This is a genomic window from Oceanobacillus picturae, from assembly GCF_000612865.1.
Taxonomy (GTDB): Bacteria; Bacillota; Bacilli; order Bacillales; family Amphibacillaceae; genus Oceanobacillus_B; species Oceanobacillus_B jordanicus.
The window spans coordinates 900,409-925,878 of the sequence record NZ_CCAX010000001.1; the positions used below are offsets into that span (position 1 = coordinate 900,409).

The following is a 25,470-nucleotide window of genomic DNA, read 5'->3' on the forward strand; positions in this document are numbered from 1 at the left end:
ATGTCGTTGTTACTCTTATTTAGTTTTCAAGGTACAAGATGAGAGAATTGCTCCCTCAAAACTGAACCAAACAACTAGTATGTCCTTACCGGAAGATTCTCCGAAGAGAATCCTCGGCGTTCCGATTCTATCCTTAGAAAGGAGGTGATCCAGCCGCACCTTCCGATACGGCTACCTTGTTACGACTTCACCCCAATCATTGGTCCCACCTTCGGCGGCTGGCTCCAAAAGGTTACCTCACCGACTTCGGGTGTTACCAACTCTCGTGGTGTGACGGGCGGTGTGTACAAGGCCCGGGAACGTATTCACCGCGGCATGCTGATCCGCGATTACTAGCGATTCCGGCTTCATGCAGGCGAGTTGCAGCCTGCAATCCGAACTGAGAATGGTTTTATGGGATTTGCTTGACCTCGCGGTTTTGCTTCCCTTTGTTCCATCCATTGTAGCACGTGTGTAGCCCAGGTCATAAGGGGCATGATGATTTGACGTCATCCCCACCTTCCTCCGGTTTGTCACCGGCAGTCACCTTAGAGTGCCCAACTAAATGCTGGCAACTAAGATCAAGGGTTGCGCTCGTTGCGGGACTTAACCCAACATCTCACGACACGAGCTGACGACAACCATGCACCACCTGTCACTCTGTCCCCGAAGGGAACTTCCTATCTCTAGGAATAGCAGAGGATGTCAAGACCTGGTAAGGTTCTTCGCGTTGCTTCGAATTAAACCACATGCTCCACCGCTTGTGCGGGCCCCCGTCAATTCTTTTGAGTTTCAGCCTTGCGGCCGTACTCCCCAGGCGGAGTGCTTAATGCGTTAACTTCAGCACTAAGGGGCGGAAACCCCCTAACACCTAGCACTCATCGTTTACGGCGTGGACTACCAGGGTATCTAATCCTGTTCGCTCCCCACGCTTTCGCTCCTCAGCGTCAGTTACAGACCAGAGAGTCGCCTTCGCCACTGGTGTTCCTCCACATCTCTACGCATTTCACCGCTACACGTGGAATTCCACTCTCCTCTTCTGTACTCAAGTCCTCCAGTTTCCAATGACCGTTCGCGGTTGAGCCGCGAGATTTCACATCAGACTTAAAGGACCGCCTGCGAGCGCTTTACGCCCAATAATTCCGGACAACGCTTGCCACCTACGTATTACCGCGGCTGCTGGCACGTAGTTAGCCGTGGCTTTCTGGTTAGGTACCGTCAAGGTTGGGTCAGTTACTACCCAACTTGTTCTTCCCTAACAACAGAGTTTTACGATCCGAAAACCTTCATCACTCACGCGGCGTTGCTCCGTCAGACTTTCGTCCATTGCGGAAGATTCCCTACTGCTGCCTCCCGTAGGAGTCTGGGCCGTGTCTCAGTCCCAGTGTGGCCGATCACCCTCTCAGGTCGGCTACGCATCGTCGCCTTGGTGAGCCGTTACCTCACCAACTAGCTAATGCGCCGCGGGCCCATCTGTAAGTGACAGCCGAAGCCGCCTTTCAACTTTCCTTTATGCAAAAGAAAGTATTATCCGGTATTAGCCCCGGTTTCCCGGGGTTATCCCAGTCTTACAGGCAGGTTGCCCACGTGTTACTCACCCGTCCGCCGCTCATTCCACAAGCGTCACCCCCGAAGGGGATCAGCTTGCTTCCTGCGCTCGACTTGCATGTATTAGGCACGCCGCCAGCGTTCGTCCTGAGCCAAGATCAAACTCTCCAAAAAAGTTTGTATCATGTCGACACCAATCAACATGATCCGTCTTAGCTTCGCAGAAAACTGGCTTCTGCTTGTATTTCTTCGAAAAACAGAAAGTCTGTTTTTCCTTGACATACTAGTTGTTTTGTTCAGTTTTCAAAGAGCAATTTGTTTTTGTTGCTTTTTTTGATAGCAACTTTTATATCATACCATTTTCGAATCAAACTGTCAACAACTTTTTTTGTGGGTTTTTAACGTTTTAAAGTTGTTTTTGGATGCCGCCGAATTTGGCGACCTGAATAATATAGCATCTCTTTAACCAAGGTGTCAACAGTATCTGAATAGAAATAACAGGAAATTCGTTTCTTTTCATCTGTTATGGTATACAAAAGCTGTCGAACCCTGCTTGACTTAATAACGGCTATATTTATACATATACCCCTTTTGAAGAACTTTAAACATTAATTTTTCGAAAATGTTTCGACCTCACTTTTATTATCTATTCTGGAATAGGAAGACCTCCCTAAATAGAGCGGTATGTCGATTTCTTCTAAATTCGGTAGACCATTATCAAGAAACTTGGTATCGTCTCGATAACATTGCGTAATTTCTCCAACAAACCAGTCATGATCCCCATATGTATTTCGATCTATTACCTTACATTCATATGCTACATACGCATCGACCAAAATAGGAGCTGGTATTGTTATTCCCTTTTCATAAAGTAACCCCAGCGAATCAAACTTGTCGTGTGCAATGCCAGATATATTTCCAGTCCCCTGAATACTTGCAGCTTTCTCATATGGAAGAAAATTAATCGCAAAGCTATCAGATTCATTTACTAAACCATAAGTATAGCGTTCCTTCCCAATTGCTACCCCATAAATAGGTGGATCCATGGAAATATAGGAATGCCACCCAGCAGCCATAATATTTTGCTTTCCTTCATTATAGGCAGTAACGAGAGCTACCATCCCTGGATAACTGTGCATTACTGTACCTTTTCTAGGTTTCCTCAAGCGATTACCTCCTTCTATTATAAGAAGCATATCATAATGAATGAATTTGAAAAGCATTTTGATTATTCAGCTTTCATCTCCGCTCTTTTAGAAGATAGTCACTAAATTAAAAAGAGCGCCAAGGATTCATATCCGCTGACGCTCTTCCATAATTTATTTCTGTGGTGCTGAAGGTGTAGAAATAGTTGATAATGCTTGCTCTGCCTCATTATTATACTGATTATCTACAGCAAGATCACCAAGTGCTACCATTCCAATAACGTGCCCGTTTTCCGTAACCGGCAAACGACGAATTTGCTGCTGCGACATAAGTTGTACTGCTTCGTGAACATCCATATCAGGAGTACCTTGGACGATTTTTTGAGCAGTCATTACCTCAGATACAGGTGTATTTGCTGCTTCCCCCTGCGCTGTAGAACGTAAGGTTATATCGCGGTCTGTAATAATGCCTACCATGCTCCCGTTTTGGTCAACTACTGGAATTGCTCCAATATTGTTATCGCTCATTATTTTTATTTTTGCTGCATCCTGAATGGATTGTGTACTACTTACAGTAAATACATCTGATGTCATTATGTTGCGCAATTGCTGGTGCATGTGTATCCCTCCCCTTCTAAAATAGAATGTGTTGGAAAAGCTAATTTATGAAAGGTAGGTTTACAATAAGCCCGAAAATTTTTCCATTTTCCGAAACCTTTTACTCTTTTAATCGTAATACAATTAGAGAAACAAGTTAAGGGGGGCTGATGCATATGACGCTTTTCGGCACATCAATAGAAAGTATTTACTTAATCATCCTTTTAATAGCTGGAGGATTAACCATACTTTACTTATTTTTTGGAGATATTTTAGAAGGTATTGGAGACACGTTTGGATTTTTGAATCCTGTATTAATTCTTTCGTTTTTTGCATTTCTTTCTGCGACAGGTTATGTATTAGAAAGTACTACATCCTTATCTAGCATTCTTATCTTACTTCTTGCAGCAGGCATTGCATTTCTTCTCGATACTTTACTTAATATCTTTGTACTTATACCTCTCTCTTCTGCAGAGGAATCCCTTAGCTATACAGAAGAGTCTCTTAAAGGAAGAGTGGGAAAAATAATTATCCCTATTCCAGAAAACGGTTTTGGTGAGATCGTAATAGAGAGTAAAAGCGGAGTAATCTCTAAACCCGCAGCTGGATTTGATAACAATATTATCCCTGAAGGGGCAAAGGTATTAGTTTTAGAAGTAAAAAAAGGCGTCTTGTATGTTGTTCCATATGAGAACGAACTTGATGCTCATGATTTAGTTTAACCGAACGAAACCACTTGGTGACGTTTGATTAATATAATATAGAACAAGGGGGAAGCGACATGTTTGAAGGGATTTGGATCGTCATCGGGATTGCAGTTATTTTAGTAATAGCACTTATTGGGGTATTTGTAGCAAAATATCGTACTGCCGGACCTGATGAAGCATTAATTGTTACTGGAAGCTATCTAGGAGGAAAGAATGTACATGTAGATGAATCAGGTAACAAAATAAAAATTATACGAGGTGGTGGCGCTTTTGTTCTACCAGTATTCCAACAGGCAGAACCACTCAGCCTACTATCGAGCAAATTAGAGGTTACCACTCCGGAAGTATATACAGAACAGGGTGTACCTGTAATGGCCGACGGAACTGCAATTATCAAAATTGGCGGGTCTATCGGTGAAATTGCTACAGCTGCTGAACAGTTCCTCGGAAAATCAAAAGAAGACCGGGAGAATGAGGCAAAAGAAGTTCTGGAAGGTCATCTGCGTTCTATTTTAGGTTCCATGACTGTTGAAGAAATATATAAAAATCGTGACAAGTTCTCTCAAGAGGTACAGCGAGTAGCGTCACAAGATCTTGCTAAAATGGGACTTATTATAGTTTCCTTTACGATTAAAGATGTGAAGGATAAAAATGGTTACTTAGAGTCACTTGGTAAACCGCGAATTGCTCAGGTTAAGCGTGATGCTGATATCGCAACAGCAGAGGCGGATAAAGAAACGCGTATTAAGCGAGCTGAGGCCGCTAAAGATGCACAAAAAGCCGAATTGGAAAGGGCAACTGAAATTGCCGAAGCAGAAAAAGAAAACCAACTGAAAACGGCTGATTACCGTAAAGATCAAGACGCAGCGAAAGCACGTGCTGACCAAGCTTATGATCTGGAAACTGCTCGCTCCAAGCAGGAAGTTACAGAACAAGAGATGCAAATAAAAATTATTGAGAGACAAAAGCAAATTGAGTTAGAAGAAAAAGAAATTCTGCGTAGAGAAAGACAATATGACTCTGAAGTTAAGAAAAAAGCAGATGCGGACCGTTATGCTGTAGAACAAGCCGCTGTTGCAGACAAAGCCAAACAGCTTGCTGAAGCCGATGCCAATCAGTATCGAATTGAGTCACAAGCGAAGGCAGAGGCAGAACGCGTACGTGTGGATGGGTTGGCTAAGGCTGATTCTCAGCGAGCACAGGGTGAGTCTGAAGCAGAAGTTATCCGCTTGAAAGGACTTGCTGAGGCGGAAGCAAAACGTAAAATTGCGGAAGCCTTCGAACACTATGGAGAAGCGGCGATTCTTGATATGATCACCAAAATGCTTCCTGAATACGCTAAAGAAGTTGCAAGTCCGTTAGCGAATATTGATAAACTAACAGTTGTTGATACTGGAAGTAGTGGTAGCGATGGCGGAGCAAATAAAGTAAGTGGGTATGCAACAAACCTTATGTCCACCCTACAGGAATCTTTAAAAGCTTCATCTGGGATTGATGTTAAAGAGCTATTGGAAAATATAACAGGGAAACAGCAGCATAACTCCGATGATCTGGACTTAGATCGTATTCGTTATGAAAACCAACAAGAAAAGCAATTGGCTCATAATGAGTCAAATCATAACTAAATAACTTTGGATTTAAATATGGAAAAGCGTTTGATCAGTCCACCTGGTCAACGCTTTTTCTTTTTTTGTTTTTATCTCTAAACCTTCTACTTCTTGGTGAAAATTGCCATAGATAGAATGTTTACATTTAACTGGTTTCGAGAATACACAAAAGAGTATTTATGAGAGGTGTTGATTTTATCTGGTATTTAATCCTTATTTTCATTCTAGCTGCAAGCCTTTCAGCATACGCAGCGACTCGATTATCCAGTCATGCTGACACCATTAGCAAAGAAACGAAATTAGGTGGTGTATTGGCAGGGACACTTCTTTTAGCAGTTGCCACTTCCTTACCTGAATTAACGGTAACCATTTCTGCTGGTATTATCGGAAATGCAGGTATTGCGGTAGGAAATGGTTTGGGGAGTATTTTATTTAACTTCTTTGTTCTCTTTGTATTAGACCTACACTTTCGTAGTAAACGACTTTTTTTGGATGTTTCAGATCATCATATTCATACAGGATTTGTAGCACTAGCACTCTGTTTGACCACTGTCGGTGCTCTCGCTGTTAAGAATGCATGGTCTTTCTTTAATATTGGCTTCTTTAGTGTTGTAATTGTTCTTATATACATTATGGGCATAATGATAATCTCCCGAAAGCAACGATCACCTGAGGAGTTTCAGAATAATACAGAGAAGAAAAATGTCAGCGTAAAGCGGGCTGTACGTCAGTTTATCCTCTTCTCCGTCCTCATATTGTTTACTGGTACAGCACTTTCCCTCTCCGGTGATGCGTTAGCACAGAATACGGGGATGAGTGCGACCGCAATAGGAAGTATCCTTGTTGCTTTGTCCTCTTCTATTCCTGATGCAATGAGTGTATATATGGCCTTAAGACTTTTTAATGTAAATATGGCGATAGGCACTATCCTCGGTAGTAATCTGTTTAATATTCTGGTTATTGCACTTGCTGATCCTTTTTATACCGAAGGAAGCATATGGCAAGATTCAAGCAATGAACTAATTTATATGTCTCTAATCGGTTTTATTTTAACCATTCTGACAATGGTAATTATAAAACGAGACAGAACAAAGAATTCTGCAACCTATGCCCTTCCATCAGTCATTGCAGTCATTAGTTATGTTGTTGTAGTCGGGATGGTTGCAATTTAAGTTCATAAGGCCAAGATAACCCTAGACCTGCAGACATTGCTCGTGTAGGGTTATTGATTTTTTCCTACTTATCTCCTCCAGGAAACAACTTAAATATAGGGGATTTGCTCATGCAAGGAACTGATCTTTAACATCTAATGGAGTAATGACCTTATATTGGAGATGAAAATATGAAACTCAGAAAGTTCATTGATCCATTACCGATTATGGAAACCAAAAAGCCTGAGAAACGTTCCAGGAGAAATTCATATTATGAGGTGGAAATGAAGGAGTTCACTCAAAAATTACATCGAGATTTACCACCGACAAGACTTTGGGGGTATGATGGCCAGTTTCCAGGCCCAACATTTGAAGTAACGCAAGGTGAAACGGCCCATGTAAAATGGATGAACCAATTGCCTGAAAGACATATTCTTCCAGTCGACACTTCGATTCATAATCTAGCTAGCCAACCTATAGTGCGAACAGTTGCCCATCTACATGGAAGTGTCACTAAGCCAGAAAGTGATGGCTACCCAGAAGCGTGGTTTACGAAAGATTTTAAACAAACCGGCCCGCTATTCACAAGAAAAGTTTATGAGTATCCGAACAATCAACGTGCGACTGCATTGTGGTACCACGACCATGCGATGGGGATCACAAGATTAAACGTTTACGCTGGACTGGTAGGAGCATATATTATTCGCGATAAAAAAGAAAGCAACATGGATCTCCCATCAGGCGAATATGAAATCCCTTTACTGTTACTAGATCGCTCCTTTCACTCAAATGGTTCCTTAAAATACCCAACCCAACCTGAAGATGCCTCATCCGAGCTACCTAATCCGTCGATTGTTCCTGCATATTTAGGTGAAGCAATTCTAGTTAACGGCAAAGTATGGCCTTATCAAGAAATCGAACCAAGAAAATATCGTTTTCGCGTAATTAATGCTTCCAACACAAGGACATATCAACTGTATTTTGATAATAACCACCCGATTTTGCAAATTGGCTCAGACGGTGGCCTATTGCGAAAACCTATAGAATTACGCAGCCTAACCTTGGAACCAGCTGAGCGAGCAGATATTATCATCGATTTTTCTCAACTAAAAGGGAAAACCCTTCAATTAAAGAATGATCTTGGTGATGGAGCTGACCCAGAGGATGAAACACATGATGTCATGCAATTCCGGGTCAACAAAAGACAAAATGGTAAAGATACAAGCAAAATCCCTAACTCATTATCCACAATAAAATCTTTAAAAGGAAACCAGGTAAAAGCTATCCGAAAACTTAAGTTAATTGGTTCAGAAGATAAGTTTGGAAGACCTCTTCTGTTACTAGATAACAAAAAATGGCATGACCCTATAACAGAAAAACCTCGATTAAATACGACCGAGATTTGGGAATTTATGAATGTGACCAATTTCACCCATCCGATCCATTTACACCTAGTCCAGTATCAAGTGTTAGACCGACAACCATTTGATTTAACAAAGTTCAATGAGGATGGAAGTATGGTATATACAGGACCAGCGACCCCTCCCCTACCAAACGAGCGTGGCTGGAAAGATACGATCGCTGCACCATCAGGTCAGCTAACAAGAGTTATTGCGAAATTCAGTCCTTATACAGGTGACTATGTATGGCATTGTCATATATTAGAACATGAAGATTATGATATGATGCGCCCATTTAAGGTGATAAAATACGATGAGGATTAAATAACAAGAGAGTTTCTGCATATGCAGAAACTCTCTTGTTCGCTAACTTATCACTTTTTTATAAGCATCTTTATCACAAATAATAAACAATCTTGCATCTGCTGGGATTTGTTGATCTAATCGATTCATGATAGATAAATCTCTTCCATCGGAAATAAGTAAAGCCCCTTGCTGAGTTAGATCATTCTTGGCATCTTGATATGTGACCCATTTATTCTTCTTTTCAACGGAGTATAGATCGAAACCTTGGTTGCTTGTCAGCTGCCTAATGATTTCGCTTGAGCCATTAAACAAAATAGACCTTGCAGCTAGGTTTCCGACGGTATCATTCGGTGTTATGTATTCTTCAACTGAAACATTTTTAAACGCCTGGATATGTTTTGAATCGGTCACTTCGCAAATGGTGTAAATATTTTGCTCATACTCTTTCCCTATTCCTTCCAGAATTGTTGCGATAAGTAATGTTTGACCATCTGCTTGAGAACTAATGGTTGTATCTTCAGGAGAAAAAATCATAACAGATTTACTTTTAAGTAAGTTAGCTTGCATGAGAACATCTCGATTTGCTGGATTTCCACTTACAAATTCTACTTGTTCATGCAATAGAGGAGTTTTATTCACACTCTCATCTATTACTACAATGCGGACATTTCGAAAGGTACGTAGTATTTCATCAAGTGTAATACTTGCTTTTTTCGTCCAATTAATAAGAATAATGTGATCCTCTGTCGTAATATCCAATTTCCCTTCCTCCTTTAACCGCTTTCGAATACTTAAAAAATCAATTGCTTTCCCGATGAAAATAGTCATTAAGCCAATTCCTACAATATATAAAAACATGGCAAAAACTTTACCAGCCACCGTGACTGGTGATATATCCCCATACCCAACTGTTGTTACGGTGGTCATTGTCCACCACAGTCCTTCAAAAGGACTAACGAACGTATCGGGCTCTAAGTAGTAGATAAAATAGCTACTTGCCAGTACTAAGGTTAAGGTAGCCAGTATAAAGAACCAGTTATTTAACCGAACTACTTTCACAAATAGATTTCTAAAAAAAATCATATGTAACCCTTCCTTTCTTCTCCGACATTATTGCGATACGCCTTTTCACCAAGTATAGCTTCTTTTCATAATATTCTTCAATAGGGAAAAATCAAAACACGCGAGCGGTTATATATTAGCCACCAATACATAATGAAGATCCGATTAGTTTTCTAACCGGATCAACGCTTAAGTGATTCAACTAAAAACATAGTTGCGGATTGCATCCTGTAAATTAAAGGTAGTAATCGATTCCGGGATACAGGTTTGTTTATTAATGGCTCTTGCATGATCTGGATTTAGTCCGCAAATGATGACTTCTTGCCCTAGTAGACGAACTACTTCGAAAAATTGCAGCATCTTATCTAATCCCTCTTTTGTAATTTCTCCAATAGAGGTGAAATCAAAAAGCAAGAGTTGATAATCAGAATCGTATAGCCGAGGTAATATAGAAGATTCCATCGCAACCAGTTTCATTTCATTAAGAGTACCAAAAAGTGGAATTAGAGCTGCATTAGGTGTTAATGCTATAAAAGGCGCGGACAATAGATTAATCTGCTTCATAGCCGTTTCTAGTTCTTCCTTGCTCTCTAATAAAGCGAAATCAGTCTCAGCAAGTCTATTGCGAAGTTGCTGAAGCTGACCAGCTACTTTATCCACCTGTCTCTCTTTATTCTGGCACAATATAAACCCTTCGTTATCTTCCCATTTAACAAAGAGCATAAACACTGCTAAAGGGTTGTCCTTTGTTTTCATAATAACTTCTAACTCTACCTCATGTATGTCAGGATGAATATGTTGTTTTACTTTTTGATGATTGGATTCATCCAGTACAGTTAGCAAGCTGTCTCCATATAGAAATTGCTGTTTCGTTTTATCAGAAGTCTCGAGGATCTGAAAATTTGGTTTTATTTTAAAAAAGGCTAATGGCAGATGTTTAGCTTGCTCCATCAACGTTAACGCACCCCTGTTCTTTATCAAGCCAATCGTTCAATTCATAAAGATTCGTAAAAATAGTTGATTTATTACCGCAATATGAACGTAAATCATACATGGATGCCAGCCTTCCTCCAATAACAATTTTAGGTTTCCAGGAGAGTTTCTCAAGCTCTATAACGTAATCAGACAATGTTGTTAAACGGTAAGGCAAAGCAGCAGAAAGCCCAATTACCTCAGGCTGCCATTTTTTCGCACTATCAATCGTGTATTCAAGTGGTAAATCTGCCCCAAGCTGTCTAACATTCCAGCCTTTTTCCGTTGCAAGCGCTGCAGCCATCTTCGCACCCAAAATATGCTGTTCTTGTTCTAAACATAAAAACATCATTTTCTTTCCATGCTGATGATGAACAGATCCTTTTCGAGAAAAAGCATACCGTGTAATGATAAAGTCACATATACTAGTTGCTAAATGTTCATCTGCTACTGTAATTTGATTAGTTTCCCATAAATACCCTACATGCTGCATTGCTTTCGTAATCAAATCATTATAAATATTAATACTATCAAGGTCTTCTGCAAGTAATAAGTTATATGCTTTTTCTTCGTCTCCCTCTAGCAAGTAGTGGCAAAGCTCTTCCCATTTATTGTTCATAGAATCATCCTTTAAGCTGTATCGTTTGTTTCTTTTAAGCGATTAACTGATTTCTCAATGCACTCCACATAAAATGAACCTTGTTTTCCAGGCAAATGTTTTTGGGCTGCCTCCTGAATCAGTTCCAAATTCAAAATGAGATGCTCTGTATTCATTCCCCTTGCAGTCAGCACATCATCTAACCATATAGCGTAATCAGAAAAAATCTTACTATCTTGTACTTTGTACGCTAAAGCAAGATAGGCTAGGTGGTGCTGATTATCTTCTAGACACTTTTTCTTACCAGATTCCCCAAACTTGGAAAGTAAAGTTGGATACGCTTGGTAGATGCCGGCTACTATATCATTTAATAAAGGCGTTAAATTACTCGCTGTATGGTTCATTCAGCCACCACCCGATATTTTCTAACCTTCGGCACAATAGAAGCGAGCTCTTTATCCGGGTATTTCTTTTCAAGTTCATGAATTCGTTTGTAATCTTCACCCGTTACCCAATTAAGATAGTCTTCTTTCGTTTCCCAGGAAATCTGTACTGTGAGTTCCCCTTTTTTTCGTTCGTTTTGTAGCAGCTGGAAGTTAATAAATCCAGGTGCTTTATCCACAAGGCCTGATCGTTTCCGATAAATATCAATAACTTCATCCTCTTTTCCCACAGGCACATTGAAAATTGAATGAACAATATACATGATTTCCCCTCCAATTAAACAGCACACGTCCGTTTCACAAGTCAATTGTACTAATAGTAACATTCCTGCTTTTTAGTGGCCACTTAAAGGGGCCATACTCAGTCACTACTTTCTTTACTATTCATATGAAAAACGCTTCATACCGCTTTGGCATGAAGCATATTCCTATAACATATAGAACCCAAAAACTCCCTTAAACCAATTTTGTGTCCGTTACTTTTCCTTCTAGTCGCCGTTGCACAATACGTAAACGAGTGAAGAAGCCAATTGCTGCGCAGGTAAGGCCTAAAGTGATTCCAACCCAAAGGCCAAATGGACCAAGGTCTGTATAGGCTGACAAAGCAAAACCGGAAGGAATACCAATAACCCAATAGGAAATAAGCGCTATGAGGAAAGGTATCTTTACATCTGTATAGCCTCGTAAGGCTCCCTGTAATCCTGCCTGTGTTGCATCAGAAATTTGATAAAAAATAGCGATTATAAAAAATTGGCCTGCCATTGCCACGACTTCTGGATCCTCTGTATAAAGATAGGCAATGGGTTCACGGAATAGGTAAAGGAACACTGCCCCTGTTGCTAGAAATAAGATTCCACCAAGCACCCCCATCACACTATATTGCTTGGCTGCCTGCAGTTTTTTCCCGCCGACAGAATAGCCGACAACTATTGTTAATGCCATCGAGATACTAAGTGGGATCATAAACATAAGGGTAGTAAAACTTAACGCAATCTGGTTCGCAGCTACCGTAACAGCTGTAAACATGGTTCCCATTAATAGAGTAACGACAGAGAAAATACTTGATTCAAAAAAGATCGATAAACCAATAGGCACACCAATTCCTAGCTGCTTTTTCCAAGCCTTTAAGGATGGTTTTACCCAGTCAACAAAAATACGGTAATTACGCACAGAGCTAATCCGAAAAGTCATCAAAATACTTAGGAATAATATGATCCAGTACGTAATAGCCGTTGCATACCCCGCACCTATCCCTCCAAGAGCAGGCAAACCAAAATTACCAAAAATAAAACCGTAGTTCAGTAGTGCATTAAAGGGCACAGCCATGATTGTGATAAACATCGTAATTCTCGTGAAACCTTGTCCATCAAAGAAGTTACGCAACACGTTTGAGAGAAATAAAGGAATAATCCCAATTGAAAGTCCGATCAAATAATGCATTGCGATATGCTCGACACCAGCTTCTAGCCCCATGGTCTGTAATATCGGTTTTAATATAATACTTCCAATAAGTAACACTACAACCCCGAGACCAGTCGCTAAATAGAGTGCTTGCATTACCGAATACGTTATTTCTTTCTTCTGCCCCCGCCCCATTAATTGGGCGATAATTGGCGTAACAGCGAGGAGAATTCCGTTTATTCCTGTAAAAATTGGCAACCATATATTTGACCCAATGGCTACACCCGCTAAATCGTTCGTACCAACTCTACCTGACATCATCGTGTCAACCAGATTCATAGCATACAAACTTAGCTGGGTGACCATGATTGGCCATAAAATAGATATTAATAACGTTGCCTTTTCCTTCCATGTTTCTGCATGATACATAATATACTTCCTCCATAATGCTATATCTTGTAGTTAGTTTAACTAGAGATTCCTTTCCAAAAAACTTCCCATGCTGCTGACAGCTTTTTTTCTGTCCGCTCGACCCCGCTGTAGACTAATTCAACAGATATAGAATCAGCAAGTGCCGAGTATGCCATGGTGGCTGTTTCCGGGCTAATATGTTCCATTTCCCTTTCTAAGGAAGCCTTTTTGAATCGTTCAAAATAAAAAGAATCTACCTTATCTATATAACTATAGCTATATTTATTGATCTGCTCATATAGATGGGCTGGGGGGAAAAAAGAAACGCGCAGCCAAAATTTAAGTCTACTATCATATTGATAACGGTCCACGTATCCACGTAAAGATTTAAGTAAGCAATCTTTTAATGGCTCTGTGAAATGTTCATCTAAATAATTTTTCTCTCGAGCCACTTCGATTTGAAAGGTATCATTTACTATTGCTAAAAACAGTTCATCTTTTCCTTTAAAATGTGAATAGATTGATTGTTTCTTCATTCCTACTTGCTCCGCTATTTGCGCAAGTGATGTACCTTCATAACCATGTAATGCAAACAAGCCCAGTGCTGCTTCTTTTATATTCTCCGAACTCATTTTTCACTCTCCCTTACGATCGTTCGTCAGCAGATTATATCATGTCTCAAAAATAATAGCAATCTCACTGATATTAACCGGGAACAACAAAAGAGCCTTCTTCAGCGAAAGCTCTTTTCTTATGACCAATTCTCTATTTCACTTCTAATTCATGTTCTTCATGCTCATGTAGGCCATCTTCGTTTTCCACATGTATAACAACATGATAAGTCCCTTTTCCAAATTGGTGGGTGGCAATATACTCTCCCGGATTGTTTTCTTCAGCATCAACCCAGCTATGTTTTTCAGCCCCATCTAACCAAAGTTCATAACGCACGCTTGCTTCTTCCATTGCCTCTTCATCCATTTGTAAATGTGTTACAAGCTTCACGTCTTGCGCTACTTCCACACCCGTTGGCATAGCAAAATGCATGCTGAACCCATCCGCAGTTGCCTCATGGCTGTGATCATGTTCATGTCCTTCTTCCTGGTCCGTTGCTTCATGATCACTTTCTTCCTCTGTGGACGTTTCTCCACTTCCAACTGTCACTTCTTTTTTCGGCATGGTATGTAGCTCCTTGGCAGTTGTGTGGGCATACATTTCATAAACACCATCCTGATCAAAAGAAGTTTCGGCAGTGTATGTTCCATCTTCATTATTAGTCGACTTTACTTCCCAACTGTCATCTTCTTTTCCTTTTTCCCATATTTCAAATACTACCTCATCAGCGTCGATGACATTCTCTTCACCATATGTAACAATTGCTTTTAATTCAATGGTTTCCTCCGCATCTACTGTTTCAGGTACCGAAAAATCCACATCAAGTGTTGCTAGCTCTTCTTCACTTTCCGCTTGATCCGCATTCTCTTCACTTCCACATGCAACCAGAAACAATAACACAAAAAACAAAGCCATCCAAATCAATTTTTTCATGTTCAACTCTCCTTTATTTCTGGGAATGACAATTATTCTGTCCCCCGTTCATTTTTTGCATCAAAACGATTTTTGCTTCTTCAAATGAATAGACATTTCCCCCAAAACCTTTTACAAATTTCTCTGCATATTCTCTCCATTCAAAGGTAAGCACTTGTGGATGACAACACCCCATATGGACAGAGGTATCCATGACATACCATGATAGTGGAGCACTAATTGTTGTATGGGTTAGAAAGTCGGAACAAATGGCCTGCATTACTTCCCCATCCATTTGAATATGACGCAGAAGACCGCAATGGGCACAACAGGCTGTTTCCATTCGATTGTTAGATAAGATCAATCGATAGGCCAACCTTTCACTATATCCTCGCCCACAAAAAACGCAACCTTGGACCTTTGTGTTAGCTTCCTGTCCATCCTGTTTCCATGCAACCCCGCCAAATGTCTTGGCTATACATCCTTCTTCAAGCAATGGCTTAAGATCGCGATGAATCGTCATTTCTGAGACACCGAATCTGTTGCTTAGCTCTGCAATTTTTATATGTCGTTCTTTTTCAATTAATGACCTTATCCGTTTTTTTCGTTCTAAAGGTAACATAGCATTCCCTCGCCTTATAACAAAATAACACAATCTATAACATACTTTATCATGACCGTCTCTTTTGTTCAATATGAATAATATGAATTATTTGTGAATAGAATGAGGTGGGGATATCTTGTCTTATGGAGTTAACCTATTTCAGGGAGGGGTATAATGAATATTCAACTTTTGCTTGAGGGACAAACTTTATGGAGCATACCTTTACTCCTTTTTCTGTCCAGTTTAATTATAATCTATCTATACTTTTACATACAGTATCGTAATACATTTAGTAGTATACATTTTCAGTCCTTTTGTTTAGCCATGGGTGTTATTTACCTAGCATATGGTAGTCCTCTTGCAGCAATTAGTCATGCTTTAATTAGTTTGCATATGGTTCAAATGGCGCTACTGTATTTTGTCAGCGCCCCGCTTTTGCTCATGAGTTTTCCTGTACTCCGCATTTTAAAAAATAGAAAGCCACAGAAGCAATCTATTTCGACTTCTATAATTAGCCTTTTTTTGTTTGCATTATGTTTCTTTCTTTACCATCTACCATCTGTCATGCACAGTTTAATGGACCACACTGCCTTGCATACAGGATATATTTTATTGCTGTTTATATTATCACTGGGAATGTGGGCACCATTTTGCTGGGCTCCTTTAGCTACCACTCTTAAAGCCTCTAATCTTAATAGGATTGCTTTTTGGAATAGTGTAGGGATTATGCCAGCTTGCTTCCTTTTGATAATCGGAGCGTTTTTTAGTGATATACATTCGCCAATTGTCACTCATTTGGCGGCCCAGTTACCTCCTGGTTTGGAAATGTCTTTGATGCTTCTACCACCAGCTTTCGATCAGTTCCTTGCAGGATTGCTTATGATTATAATCCATAAATGTAGCATGATGAAATGGGCTTAGTATCCAATAAAAAGGATTTAAAAACATGGCGAAAAAGTAAACGATATGTACATCTCTCCAATTGAAGAGATGGGCTTACCTTATAAAAGTACATAGTTATCCTTTTATTTCCTTCGCTGGGTTCCCTACCACAATAGCACCAGTCGGAACATTCTTTGTCACAACTGTACCTGCACCCACAATCGCCTTTTCTCCGATCACTACACCAGGAAGCAAAGAAGCATTATTTCCAATCTTCGCTTCTTTTTTTATGGTAGGGCCTTGTAATTTTTTCGTACGGGAAGCCATGTATTTATCATTACTACTGGACATACATGGACCAATAAATACGTCATCCTCTATCACCATATGTGCCGTTACATAAGAACCCGTTTGGATTGTGACATTTTTTCCGATTAAGGTGTTATTTTCTACCATCACATTTTTTCCAACAATACTATTTTCCCCTATGATTACATGCTCACGAATACTTGCAATATCTGCTACTAAAACACCTGGATGGAGGGTGGAACCTCGATATAAACAGCAATGGGTACCAATCTTTACATCCTCTCCAATGTACAAAGGCTCTAAATCATCCGCTGGCTTTCTTGCCATTTTATTATTGCTAGCTGGCGATTTTCCCAGTAGGCTATAGTCACTTATTACAGTATTATCTGCAATAATTGTCCCTTCTTTAATCGTTACATGATTGCCAATTTCAACGTGATTGCCAATTAACACATCCTTCTCTATAACTACATAGCTACCAATCTTTACGTTTTCAGCTATTATCGCTGTCTCGTCTATCATTTTATTTTCCTCCCATTTCTTTTGTACTGAAGTCCTTTAGAGGTAAATCGATAGGTGACTTCGTCCTATGAGCTCGGTATAAAGCAAAAATGGCTTCCAGCGCTTGTTTGCCTTCCACCAGCGATACCTTAGGCTGCCTATTATCTAAAATGGCCTCCATAAAATCTTGATACATGTAATAATGTTCATCCATGTCTGCTTCTAAAGCATAAAGGCCATCTACTTCCTGCTGTTTTTCCGAATAATAGTGGGTTAGTTTATTAAACTGCTTTCCACCGATGGAAAAGGATCCCTTTTCCCCAAAAACAGTCAGTTGATACCCAAGGTTTTTCGGGGTTGTTATAGTGTTTGCTTCAATTAAACCTCTGCCACCATTATTAAATTGTAATATCCCTGTGGCAATATCCTCCGTATCCTTCGTCTGTATCGCTTTATCAAGTTCTCCGTAGACAGACTTCACTTGCCCCATTGTCCAAAGAAGCTGATCTACCATATGAATGCCTTGGTTAACAAGCATCCCCCCATCTTTATCCCAGGTTCCCTTCCAATTTGAGTTTTGGTAGTAAGCAGGTGATCTATGAAGACGAAGTGAACTTACGGCGAAGTATGGCTTACCAAATTCTCCTTCCGCCACCATTTCTTGAAGCTTTTGTAGAAGTGGACGATAGCGTAACTGATGGCAAACAAGCACCTTTCTTTCTGTCTTCTGTGACAAAGCTAGCAGCTCATCTGCCTCCTTTATAGAGAGAGCTACTGGTTTTTCTAAAATAACATGCTTACCATGATTGATCGCCTGCTTTGCAACAGTAGCATGGAGCCCAGAGAGCAATGCTACCACCACAATATCAATTGTAGGATCAGCTAGTAATGCTTCGTAATCAACATAAGTGGAGATCGTCCGTTTCTTACCGACTTGTCTTTGGTAATCTACTAACACACTATCCATGCTTTCTTGATTAATATCACTTACTGCAGCTAATTGCAGACCATTGATCCTAGATATAGTCGATACATGCTTTCCTGCTATATATCCACAGCCAACAATGCCGATTTTTAGCATGAGTGCATCACCTGAAATTCCTCTAAAGCAGCTATTACGTTATCTTGTTCTGTTTCTGTCATGAATGGAAATAACGGCAACGCAAGTAACCGCCTTGACAATTTCTCTGCTTTCGGGAAATCACCTTCACGGTAAGATAAATGTTCGTAAGCCTTTTGTAAATGAATACACTGCGGATAATAAATACCGGTTTGGATTTTCCTTGAGGTTAGATGTTCTATTAAACTATCGCGCTTATCTGTATCGATAGCGTACAAATGATAAACATGCTGACGATCTGCTTTAGTGATTGGAAGCTTGATACAGGTTAAAGTTTGTAACCTTTGCTGATAGCGAACAGCCCACTCCCTACGCTTCTCATTCCAGTCATCTATATGTTGCAAACAGCATAGTAAAATAGCTGCATGGATTTCATCCAGCCTGCTGTTATATCCAATTTCGTTATGATAGTATTTTCGGTTACTGCCATGTGTTTTTAACTCACGAATCCGCTTTGCTACTGCTGTGTCAGAGGTTGTCACCATTCCTCCATCGCCTATAGTCGATAAATTTTTAGTAGGAAAAAAAGAAAAACATGCAGCATCTCCTAAACTACCAACCTCTCTTCCTTGATAGAACGCTCCAAAAGCCTGGCAAGCATCTTCAATAACATGGAGGTCGTGTTGTTTGGCTAAATTATTTAATTCTTGCATATCTGCTGATTGACCGAAAAGGTGAACTGGTAAAATGGCTTTCGTTCTCTTAGAAATTCTCTCACTTACCTTTATTGGATCAAGAGTAAAAGTAATTTGGTCAATATCTGCGAAGACTGGCGTTGCACCAACTCTACTTATCGCTTCAGCAGTTGCAAAAAAACTAAACGGTGTAGTAATCACTTCATCTCCTGGGCCAATTCCATATGCATGCAATGTAAGCACGAGCGCATCCGTTCCATTGGCAACTGCAATTGCCTCTTTAACTCCTAGTCTATCCGCTATAACTGTTTCCAGCTCTGTTACATTTTCACCTGATATAAAGTTACCCTTCTCTAGGACATTCTTCATTTTTTTTAAGACATCTGCTTCCAAGGCAGCAAATTGCCGTTTTGGATCAGTTATTGGGATCATAAACATCTTCCTTTACTTAATAGTTAATCAAACAACTTCCTAACATCGTATTCAAGGTTTATTCCGCATTGAACGGCAACTACCACGGAGTAAAAGAATTATGCACTTGCACATGCCTATCAGCCAACTCATCTATTTAATATGAAAGAGCCTTTTTTCGCTACCTCTCCCGAACTCTCCCTTGTCCTACGGCATATACAAATATTAGATTTGCTGAAAGGATAATGTTTATGACAACAAATTTTGACCCCTTAATAATGATTAGTGAAACCAGTCAATTGTCGCAATATGTGGCTCAAAAATTAGCTAAAACAGGATTTGAAATTACAGAATTCGATGACAAACATGATGTTGTTTCTATCATTCTGTTTTTATATGGTAGGCAATCGGCCAAGCAGTCCAGTTTTGAGCTACTTGAAAAAATTCAGTCAAGTAGCCTGAAGATTAATCAATTGTTTTTAATCCGGGACGAAATGACCAGATACACCCCCGATGAAGAGTTGAGATTGCAATCCGTAATGAAAGGAAGCAACTATACCATTGAGTTGGTGATCCGACCTCATTCTATTCTCGAGACCAACACAGAAATTACCGGAGACAAATTAGTTAATCAGCTTCTACGGCATGTAGTTCATCCCCTTTCCCAGAGCACGTCCAGAAAAGAGATTTTTGTAAATGAAACGGAAAGGATTGGCGTGGTAGGACTGGGATATGTTGGACTTCCTGTTGCAGTAGGGTTTTCAGAAAAACATTGTGTAATAGGGTTTGACGTAGATGATAAAAAGATAGCGAAATTAAAAAGCGGAAAGGATCCGTCCGAACAATTTTCTGCAGAAGTCTTAGCCCAAGCCCAGATCGATTTCACTACAGATGCCAAAAATCTTCGTCATTGTGCATGTATTGTGGTCGCCGTGCCAACTCCTATTTCAGCTTCCAATGAACCTGATTTTTCATACTTGGAGGCAGCTTCCCAGTTAATAGGAGAGAACCTTGCTCCAGAAACTGTTGTCGTATACGAATCAACCGTATACCCAGGTGCCACAGAGGAAATTTGTTGCCCAATCTTAGAAAACGCATCCAACTTAAAGGTAGGTAAGGACTTCTTTATTGGTTATTCTCCAGAAAGAATTAACCCAGGTGATAAGGAGCATACGTTTAAAACGATCCCAAAAATAATAGCAGGTCAAAGCGTCTACGTAACCGAGTGGCTTTATCATCTCTACCAAGGTGTCATCGAAGCAAATGTATACAAAGCCAGTTCTATTAAAGTAGCTGAAGCAGCAAAAGTAGTAGAAAATACGCAACGTGACATAAACATCGCTTTTATGAATGAGCTCTCCCGGATATTTAGCCAACTAGAAATACCTACTAAGGATGTGTTAGAAGCAGCCGGTACAAAGTGGAATTTTCTCCCGTTTACCCCAGGACTCGTAGGTGGTCACTGTATAGGTGTTGATCCCTATTACCTCATTCATAAGTCTAGGTTAGCTGGTTATGAGCCAAATCTTCTAACTTCCGCAAGAGAAGTGAATGAGTCGATGGTCGACCATATAACGAATACAGTGATGCAACAGATCATTCAGCACCAGTTTTCTTTTAACGATTTAAAAATAACGCTTCTTGGAGCGACATTTAAGGAAAACATCGGAGATATGCGAAACTCCAAGGCACTTTCTATATTAGAAAAACTTCTTCATCTTGGATTATCCGTACAATTATGTGATCCACATGTTGATTCTGGTACGGTCAAGGATATGTATGGAATAAGCAGCACTCCATTTCCTGAATTGGAAAAGGCAGATATCGTCATTATCACTGTCCCTCATAATGTTTTTGATTGGGGGCAACTAAACAATGTATTGAAGGAGAAGTCTATTGTTTTGGATATCAAATCTGCGGTTCCTTCTAGTTATATCCCTGATAATACGGTGCACTGGCATTTATAAGAAAGGAGGAAGTAATTTGCAAAAGAAACCAATTATACTTGTGTTGGTTAAACCATTTTGGATGTACCCGAAGCATAAACCTAAAATGGATACCATTAAAGCCTTCGAAAACGTAGCGGAGGTCCATTATTGGCATGACGATGGAGACATTAGGGATATTATACAAAATATTCAAGTAAAACCAGATTTTATTTTTCACTATGATATAGCGTGGAATTATGGCCTATCACCCAAAATTGATGGGTTAAGAGATGTGGAGATACCAAAAGGTTGCTATGTGATAGATCTTCACTGGAGACCAGAAGAAAGAAAAAAGTATATTGAGGAAAACAAGATCGATTTAGTCTTTTCTGCTACGATGCATCCCTTTCTACGTGTTTTCCCTGAATATGAAGATAAATTACGATGGCTTCCCTGGGCAATCAATCCAGACGTGATGAAGGATTGGAAGCTAGATAAATCGATTGACGCACTGCTTATGGGGCTAGTTTATGTGAGTAAAGCTAATCAAGGAAAGCACCAATTACCAATAAAAGTCCCCTCAAAAGGTAGGTATGCTTTCCGTGACGCTGTTTTTAATGAAATGCGCGATGATCCTCGTTTTGTCTTTCATCCACATCCCGGCCATTTAGTAAGACAGTCAAATCATTTAATGGTTAATAAAAAATACGCTAAAGAGCTGAATCGGTCCAAGATTTTTTATACATGCGGCAGTCGGAGTGAGGTTGGTGGTGTCGCCGTATTAAAATTTTTCGAAGCACCCGCCTGTAACACACTATTGCTCGCGGAAACGAATGAAGACGTGGAAGCATTAGGTTTCGTAGATGGAGAGAACTTTGTCGCATGCACTACTGAAAACATTTTGGAAAAAACGGCCTACTATCTTGCCAATGAAGAGGAGAGAGTCCGTATTACTAGAAATGGCCATCAACTAGTTCATGCAAATCATAACAACCAAAAACGTGCTGAACAATTCTTACGTTACATCTCTCCCCTTCTTGATGAATCAATAATCTAAGTTAACTCTATTAAGTATAAATGTGCGCTCATATCAGATAGTTTGACTCACTCATTAATTTCTATCGCACATAGGATATAGAGAGTTCCATTGTTGGAACCTTAGTAAAGAAAAGGAGGATTAAAATGGCTGTTATAAATCTGTTATTAAATGGTGGATTTGAATCTGGTACTCTAGCAGAATGGAGTGCAGAAAATAGTTATGTTACAACATCAAGTCCCCATTCTGGAAGTTATGCAGCGGTATTGAGAAGCGATATAGCTGCATCAAGCCTTAGCCAAGTGGTGCCGATTACACCTGGTGATAGTTTTCAGTTTCTCGTATCCTTAGGTAGATTTGGTACTTTCGGCAATCCCCAAATTATTCTTCGTGTATACTTCTTAAATGAACTAAATATGGAAGTAGGATTGGGGCTGGATGTAGAAATTGTTAGAGGAAGTTTACCAAATGCTGCGAATAACGACTGGCAGGAAATTTATCATGTTACTGCAGAAGCACCTGAAACCGCTACACAGGCTAGAGTTGAAATCAGCAAGCCTTTTGGAAGCTTACTTTCATCTCCCGTCTTAGTTGACGACGTAGCCCTGCTTGACTTTGATGGTGAAGGTGGAGATGGTACCCCAGGACCTACCGGGCCAATAGGACCTACTGGACCTACTGGACCTACGGGTGCGACTGGCCCTACCGGCGCTACGGGCGCTACTGGCGTCACAGGCGCTACGGGACCTACCGGCGCTACGGGCGCTACTGGCGTCACAGGCGCTACGGGACCTACCGGTGTTACCGGCGCTACTGGCGTCACAGGTGCTACGGGACCTACCGGCGTTACTGGCGCTACTGGCGTCACAGGTGCTACGGGACCTACCGGCGCTACTGGCGTCACAGGTGCTACGGGACCTACCGGCGTTACTGGTGCTACTGGCGTCACAGGTGCTACGGGACCTACCGGCGCTACTGGCATCACGGGTGCTACAGGACCGACTGGACCGACTGGACCGACTGGGCCTACCGGGCCGACTGGGCCTACTGGACCTACTGGACCTTAAGTGTACTCAAGAAGGTACTTTACTCAAAGTACCTTCTTTTTCTCACGTTTTAAAGTTTTCAATATTGTATTGGGTTTCACCCAAAAATGTACGCACTCTTTCTTAAAAAGAAGATGTTAATCCAAACTTTATAAAAGAATTTTTAATATATTAGTACATGTGAAATGTTCAGGAAGTGAAAAGGAGTGAAGGGTATGGTAAGTATTAGTCTATGTATGATCGTGAAGAATGAAGAAAAACTATTAGGAAGGTGTCTTGACACCGTTAAAGATATTGTCGATGAGATAAATATTGTGGATACAGGCTCAACAGATCGAACACTAGAAATAGCGAAAAAATATACGGATAGAATATATTTTTTTGAATGGACGGGGAGCTTTAAAGATGCACGGAATGAGTCATTTAAGTATGCTACAAAAGACTATATTCTTTATTTAGACGCTGATGATGTAGTCTTGGAGGAAGATCGAAAAAAGCTAAAAAAGCTAAAAGAAGAGCTTGATCTATCAGTTGATTCTGTTTCTATGTATTACAATGCTGGTATGGACACGTATGGAAATGTGACCTTAAAATATAGAACGCATCGCTTATTAAAAACGGAACGCCAATATCGTTGGGAAGGAGATGCACACAATTATTTAAATGTACACGGGAAGATCATCACCTCTGACGTAGGCGTGACCCATAAAAAGGAGCATCATGCTGTTGGCCGAACACTTTCCATATATAAAAAAAGGATTGAAAACAAAGAAACATTTACTGCTAGGGACCATTTCTATTATGGTAATGAGCTACGGGAAAATGGCCATTATGAACAGGCAATTGAAAGCTATACGAAAAATATTGAAACGGAACAAGGATGGATTGAAGATAAAGTTTATGCCTGTATTAATCGCGCAGACTGTTATCGTTATTTGGATAAGCCAGATAAGGAAATTGCTTCCCTTTACGAATCCTTTCGTTTTTCTAAAACGCCTCGCCCCGAATCCTGTAGTCGTATTGGCTATCACTATCAGAAAAAAAGAGAATATAATCAGGCGGTCTATTGGTATAAAACTGCAATTGAACTAGAAGATGATCCAAACAGATGGAGCTTCACTTACCCCGTGTATGCAACGTGGTACCCCCATCTACAACTATGTGTCTGCTATTATAATCTTCAGCAATTCGACAAAGCATATGAGCATAATGAAAAGGCAAGATATTACAGGCCAGATGATGAAAAGATACTATTTAACAAAGAATTGCTTGAGAAAAAAATAACTAATAACTAAGTTCCTCTAAACTCACTTAAAGTGAGTTTAGCTACATAGTTAATATAGCCTAGTTTCAGCAGATTTTTACCGCTTTCCACACTGTCCAATAATCTTTTTCCCTTATCTCTTTTTGCATAGGTAAACGGCTGCTAATATAATCTACTAACACTTGAAGCTGCGAATCAGAAAGTTCATAAAGAATAGAGCGACCCGTCCGCTTCCTCAGATCCTCCCCCAAGGCTTCTTTCGATTTATAAACTCGCCTTGTCTCCAAAAGCTTTCTCTCTTCAACAATTTTGAAGCCTGTTTCCTCGAGGGCGGTTCTCACTTCACCTGATACAAAGCGCCTAGCATTTTCTATTTCCTTAAGATGAGGAAATCTCGCAAAAAACCATCCTCTTATATGCTCTTCATTTCCTTCTTTAAAGACATCTTCCATAGTACGGTCCTGAATAATAAACACTCCGCCTTTTTTCAACACTCTATTTACTTCAGTAAAACTGGTCTTCAATTCAGATAGGTGGTGAATTAATGCCCTCTCAAGCACCAAGTCCATCTTATTAGGAGCTATGTTTAGTGCAGTGGCATTCCCATGTAAAAATTTAATCTGTGGGTAGTCACGACAATTGTCCCTTGCTGCCGCTAGCATTGGTTCAGAAAAATCCACTCCAACTACTTTCGGTATACCAAGTGTACAGAGAGCTTTGCTATAAATTCCTCCCCCACAACCAATATCTGCTGCCTGCTGAATCCATTGCCCATTTAATAACTGTTTTATCAAAGTAATCCATTGTTTGTCTGCTATCCTTGTTGTGTAACTATTTTTATTTCGCTCGTCATGAAAATGAATTGCCATCAGCTTCTCCCTCC

24 protein-coding genes and 1 rRNA gene are annotated in these 25,470 nt (G+C 40.2%); 9 read left to right on the forward strand and 16 right to left on the reverse strand.

The window, feature by feature from the left end:
* Positions 1-137: 137 nt before the first annotated feature.
* The 3 genes from BN988_RS04545 to BN988_RS04555 form a co-directional block, all read right to left on the reverse strand.
* A 16S ribosomal RNA gene (locus BN988_RS04545) occupies positions 138-1,701 on the reverse strand.
* A 434-nt stretch (positions 1,702-2,135) separates the two neighbouring features.
* Complete coding sequence (locus tag BN988_RS04550; protein WP_051557651.1) at positions 2,136-2,693, reverse strand: flavin reductase family protein; 558 nt, start codon at positions 2,691-2,693, stop codon at positions 2,136-2,138.
* 153 nt (positions 2,694-2,846) lie between these two features.
* Positions 2,847-3,290, reverse strand: coding sequence for a CBS domain-containing protein (locus BN988_RS04555; RefSeq protein ID WP_036573563.1), 444 nt, complete (start codon positions 3,288-3,290; stop codon positions 2,847-2,849).
* 155 nt (positions 3,291-3,445) lie between these two features.
* On the opposite strand from BN988_RS04555, the gene BN988_RS04560 reads away from it, so the two are divergent.
* From BN988_RS04560 to BN988_RS04575, 4 genes are all read left to right on the forward strand, one after another.
* Positions 3,446-3,991 carry a hypothetical protein gene (locus tag BN988_RS04560; RefSeq protein ID WP_036573566.1) on the forward strand — a complete coding sequence of 182 codons (546 nt, stop codon included), beginning with the start codon at positions 3,446-3,448 and terminating at the stop codon, positions 3,989-3,991.
* Between the two features lie 59 nt (positions 3,992-4,050).
* Positions 4,051-5,601 carry a flotillin family protein gene (locus BN988_RS04565; protein ID WP_036573568.1) on the forward strand — a complete coding sequence of 517 codons (1,551 nt, stop codon included), beginning with the start codon at positions 4,051-4,053 and terminating at the stop codon, positions 5,599-5,601.
* A gap of 161 nt (positions 5,602-5,762) precedes the next feature.
* Entirely contained in the window at positions 5,763-6,755 is a 993-nt protein-coding gene (locus BN988_RS04570; protein WP_036573570.1) for a sodium:calcium antiporter, read from the forward strand.
* Positions 6,756-6,925: 170 nt separating this feature from the next.
* A complete protein-coding gene (locus tag BN988_RS04575; RefSeq protein WP_036573573.1) occupies positions 6,926-8,458 on the forward strand; it encodes a multicopper oxidase family protein in 1,533 nt (510 codons plus the stop codon).
* 42 nt (positions 8,459-8,500) lie between these two features.
* On the opposite strand, the gene BN988_RS04580 is transcribed toward BN988_RS04575, so the two are convergent.
* From BN988_RS04580 to BN988_RS04620, 9 genes are all read right to left on the reverse strand, one after another.
* Positions 8,501-9,523, reverse strand: coding sequence for a potassium channel family protein (locus BN988_RS04580; protein WP_036573575.1), 1,023 nt, complete (start codon positions 9,521-9,523; stop codon positions 8,501-8,503).
* Positions 9,524-9,700: 177 nt separating this feature from the next.
* The gene (locus BN988_RS04585; RefSeq protein WP_036573577.1) at positions 9,701-10,456 is read right to left on the reverse strand and encodes an STAS domain-containing protein; all 756 of its coding nucleotides are present in this window, start codon (positions 10,454-10,456) and stop codon (positions 9,701-9,703) included.
* Entirely contained in the window at positions 10,440-11,093 is a 654-nt protein-coding gene (locus BN988_RS04590; protein ID WP_036573579.1) for a cobalamin B12-binding domain-containing protein, read from the reverse strand. Before BN988_RS04590 ends, BN988_RS04585 begins: the two co-directional genes overlap by 17 nt.
* Before the next feature lie 11 nt (positions 11,094-11,104).
* On the reverse strand, positions 11,105-11,476 hold the full coding sequence (locus BN988_RS04595; protein ID WP_036573580.1) for a hypothetical protein: 372 nt from the start codon (positions 11,474-11,476) through the stop codon (positions 11,105-11,107).
* The gene (locus BN988_RS04600; protein WP_036573582.1) at positions 11,473-11,778 is read right to left on the reverse strand and encodes an antibiotic biosynthesis monooxygenase family protein; all 306 of its coding nucleotides are present in this window, start codon (positions 11,776-11,778) and stop codon (positions 11,473-11,475) included. Before BN988_RS04600 ends, BN988_RS04595 begins: the two co-directional genes overlap by 4 nt.
* 193 nt (positions 11,779-11,971) lie before the next feature.
* Positions 11,972-13,345, reverse strand: a complete 1,374-nt coding sequence (locus BN988_RS04605; protein ID WP_036573583.1) for an MATE family efflux transporter — start codon at positions 13,343-13,345, stop codon at positions 11,972-11,974.
* 38 nt (positions 13,346-13,383) lie between these two features.
* Complete coding sequence (locus tag BN988_RS04610; RefSeq protein ID WP_036573586.1) at positions 13,384-13,959, reverse strand: TetR/AcrR family transcriptional regulator; 576 nt, start codon at positions 13,957-13,959, stop codon at positions 13,384-13,386.
* 133 nt (positions 13,960-14,092) lie between these two features.
* Entirely contained in the window at positions 14,093-14,872 is a 780-nt protein-coding gene (locus tag BN988_RS04615) for a FixH family protein (protein WP_036573589.1), read from the reverse strand.
* A 13-nt stretch (positions 14,873-14,885) separates the two neighbouring features.
* The gene (locus BN988_RS04620) at positions 14,886-15,473 is read right to left on the reverse strand and encodes a DeoR family transcriptional regulator (protein ID WP_036573593.1); all 588 of its coding nucleotides are present in this window, start codon (positions 15,471-15,473) and stop codon (positions 14,886-14,888) included.
* Positions 15,474-15,629: 156 nt separating this feature from the next.
* Here BN988_RS04620 and BN988_RS04625 point away from each other — a divergent pair, with 156 nt between their 5' ends.
* Positions 15,630-16,376, forward strand: coding sequence for a cytochrome c oxidase assembly protein (locus tag BN988_RS04625; RefSeq protein ID WP_036573595.1), 747 nt, complete (start codon positions 15,630-15,632; stop codon positions 16,374-16,376).
* 96 nt (positions 16,377-16,472) lie between these two features.
* Here the strand turns inward: BN988_RS04625 and BN988_RS04630 are convergent, their stop codons facing one another.
* The 3 genes from BN988_RS04630 to BN988_RS04640 are packed head-to-tail and all read right to left on the reverse strand — an operon-like array spanning position 16,473 to position 19,334.
* Complete coding sequence (locus BN988_RS04630) at positions 16,473-17,168, reverse strand: N-acetyltransferase (RefSeq protein WP_036573599.1); 696 nt, start codon at positions 17,166-17,168, stop codon at positions 16,473-16,475.
* A 1-nt stretch (position 17,169) separates the two neighbouring features.
* A complete protein-coding gene (locus tag BN988_RS04635) occupies positions 17,170-18,228 on the reverse strand; it encodes a Gfo/Idh/MocA family protein (protein ID WP_036573601.1) in 1,059 nt (352 codons plus the stop codon).
* Complete coding sequence (locus BN988_RS04640; RefSeq protein WP_036573603.1) at positions 18,222-19,334, reverse strand: DegT/DnrJ/EryC1/StrS family aminotransferase; 1,113 nt, start codon at positions 19,332-19,334, stop codon at positions 18,222-18,224. The genes BN988_RS04635 and BN988_RS04640 overlap by 7 nt, the downstream gene beginning before the upstream one ends.
* Before the next feature lie 230 nt (positions 19,335-19,564).
* Here BN988_RS04640 and BN988_RS04645 point away from each other — a divergent pair, with 230 nt between their 5' ends.
* The 4 genes from BN988_RS04645 to BN988_RS04660 all read left to right on the forward strand — a co-directional run bounded on the left by BN988_RS04645 (position 19,565) and on the right by BN988_RS04660 (position 24,618).
* A complete protein-coding gene (locus tag BN988_RS04645) occupies positions 19,565-21,280 on the forward strand; it encodes a nucleotide sugar dehydrogenase (protein WP_315970403.1) in 1,716 nt (571 codons plus the stop codon).
* A 16-nt stretch (positions 21,281-21,296) separates the two neighbouring features.
* The gene (locus BN988_RS04650) at positions 21,297-22,298 is read left to right on the forward strand and encodes a glycosyltransferase family protein (RefSeq protein WP_036573605.1); all 1,002 of its coding nucleotides are present in this window, start codon (positions 21,297-21,299) and stop codon (positions 22,296-22,298) included.
* A gap of 125 nt (positions 22,299-22,423) precedes the next feature.
* Positions 22,424-23,344, forward strand: coding sequence for an NTTRR-F1 domain (locus BN988_RS04655; RefSeq protein ID WP_036573607.1), 921 nt, complete (start codon positions 22,424-22,426; stop codon positions 23,342-23,344).
* A 194-nt stretch (positions 23,345-23,538) separates the two neighbouring features.
* Positions 23,539-24,618, forward strand: coding sequence for a glycosyltransferase (locus BN988_RS04660; RefSeq protein ID WP_036573609.1), 1,080 nt, complete (start codon positions 23,539-23,541; stop codon positions 24,616-24,618).
* A 55-nt stretch (positions 24,619-24,673) separates the two neighbouring features.
* On the opposite strand, the gene BN988_RS04665 is transcribed toward BN988_RS04660, so the two are convergent.
* On the reverse strand, positions 24,674-25,456 hold the full coding sequence (locus BN988_RS04665; RefSeq protein ID WP_036573611.1) for a class I SAM-dependent methyltransferase: 783 nt from the start codon (positions 25,454-25,456) through the stop codon (positions 24,674-24,676).
* Between the last annotated feature and the right edge of the window lie 14 nt (positions 25,457-25,470).

Excerpts from the sequence above, each read along its gene's own strand:
- BN988_RS04555 (WP_036573563.1), bottom strand. The coding sequence starts at position 3,290 with ATGCACCAGCAATTGCGCAACATAATGACATCAGATGTATTTACTGTA.
- BN988_RS04560 (WP_036573566.1), top strand. The coding sequence starts at position 3,446 with ATGACGCTTTTCGGCACATCAATAGAAAGTATTTACTTAATCATCCTT.
- BN988_RS04565 (WP_036573568.1), top strand. The coding sequence starts at position 4,051 with ATGTTTGAAGGGATTTGGATCGTCATCGGGATTGCAGTTATTTTAGTA.
- BN988_RS04570 (WP_036573570.1), top strand. The coding sequence starts at position 5,763 with ATGAGAGGTGTTGATTTTATCTGGTATTTAATCCTTATTTTCATTCTA.
- BN988_RS04575 (WP_036573573.1), top strand. The coding sequence starts at position 6,926 with ATGAAACTCAGAAAGTTCATTGATCCATTACCGATTATGGAAACCAAA.
- BN988_RS04580 (WP_036573575.1), bottom strand. The coding sequence starts at position 9,523 with ATGATTTTTTTTAGAAATCTATTTGTGAAAGTAGTTCGGTTAAATAAC.
- BN988_RS04590 (WP_036573579.1), bottom strand. The coding sequence starts at position 11,093 with ATGAACAATAAATGGGAAGAGCTTTGCCACTACTTGCTAGAGGGAGAC.
- BN988_RS04595 (WP_036573580.1), bottom strand. The coding sequence starts at position 11,476 with ATGAACCATACAGCGAGTAATTTAACGCCTTTATTAAATGATATAGTA.
- BN988_RS04600 (WP_036573582.1), bottom strand. The coding sequence starts at position 11,778 with ATGTATATTGTTCATTCAATTTTCAATGTGCCTGTGGGAAAAGAGGAT.
- BN988_RS04605 (WP_036573583.1), bottom strand. The coding sequence starts at position 13,345 with ATGTATCATGCAGAAACATGGAAGGAAAAGGCAACGTTATTAATATCT.
- BN988_RS04610 (WP_036573586.1), bottom strand. The coding sequence starts at position 13,959 with ATGAGTTCGGAGAATATAAAAGAAGCAGCACTGGGCTTGTTTGCATTA.
- BN988_RS04615 (WP_036573589.1), bottom strand. The coding sequence starts at position 14,872 with ATGAAAAAATTGATTTGGATGGCTTTGTTTTTTGTGTTATTGTTTCTG.
- BN988_RS04620 (WP_036573593.1), bottom strand. The coding sequence starts at position 15,473 with ATGTTACCTTTAGAACGAAAAAAACGGATAAGGTCATTAATTGAAAAA.
- BN988_RS04625 (WP_036573595.1), top strand. The coding sequence starts at position 15,630 with ATGAATATTCAACTTTTGCTTGAGGGACAAACTTTATGGAGCATACCT.
- BN988_RS04630 (WP_036573599.1), bottom strand. The coding sequence starts at position 17,168 with ATGATAGACGAGACAGCGATAATAGCTGAAAACGTAAAGATTGGTAGC.
- BN988_RS04635 (WP_036573601.1), bottom strand. The coding sequence starts at position 18,228 with ATGCTAAAAATCGGCATTGTTGGCTGTGGATATATAGCAGGAAAGCAT.
- BN988_RS04640 (WP_036573603.1), bottom strand. The coding sequence starts at position 19,334 with ATGATCCCAATAACTGATCCAAAACGGCAATTTGCTGCCTTGGAAGCA.
- BN988_RS04645 (WP_315970403.1), top strand. The coding sequence starts at position 19,565 with ATGACAACAAATTTTGACCCCTTAATAATGATTAGTGAAACCAGTCAA.
- BN988_RS04655 (WP_036573607.1), top strand. The coding sequence starts at position 22,424 with ATGGCTGTTATAAATCTGTTATTAAATGGTGGATTTGAATCTGGTACT.
- BN988_RS04660 (WP_036573609.1), top strand. The coding sequence starts at position 23,539 with ATGGTAAGTATTAGTCTATGTATGATCGTGAAGAATGAAGAAAAACTA.
- BN988_RS04665 (WP_036573611.1), bottom strand. The coding sequence starts at position 25,456 with ATGGCAATTCATTTTCATGACGAGCGAAATAAAAATAGTTACACAACA.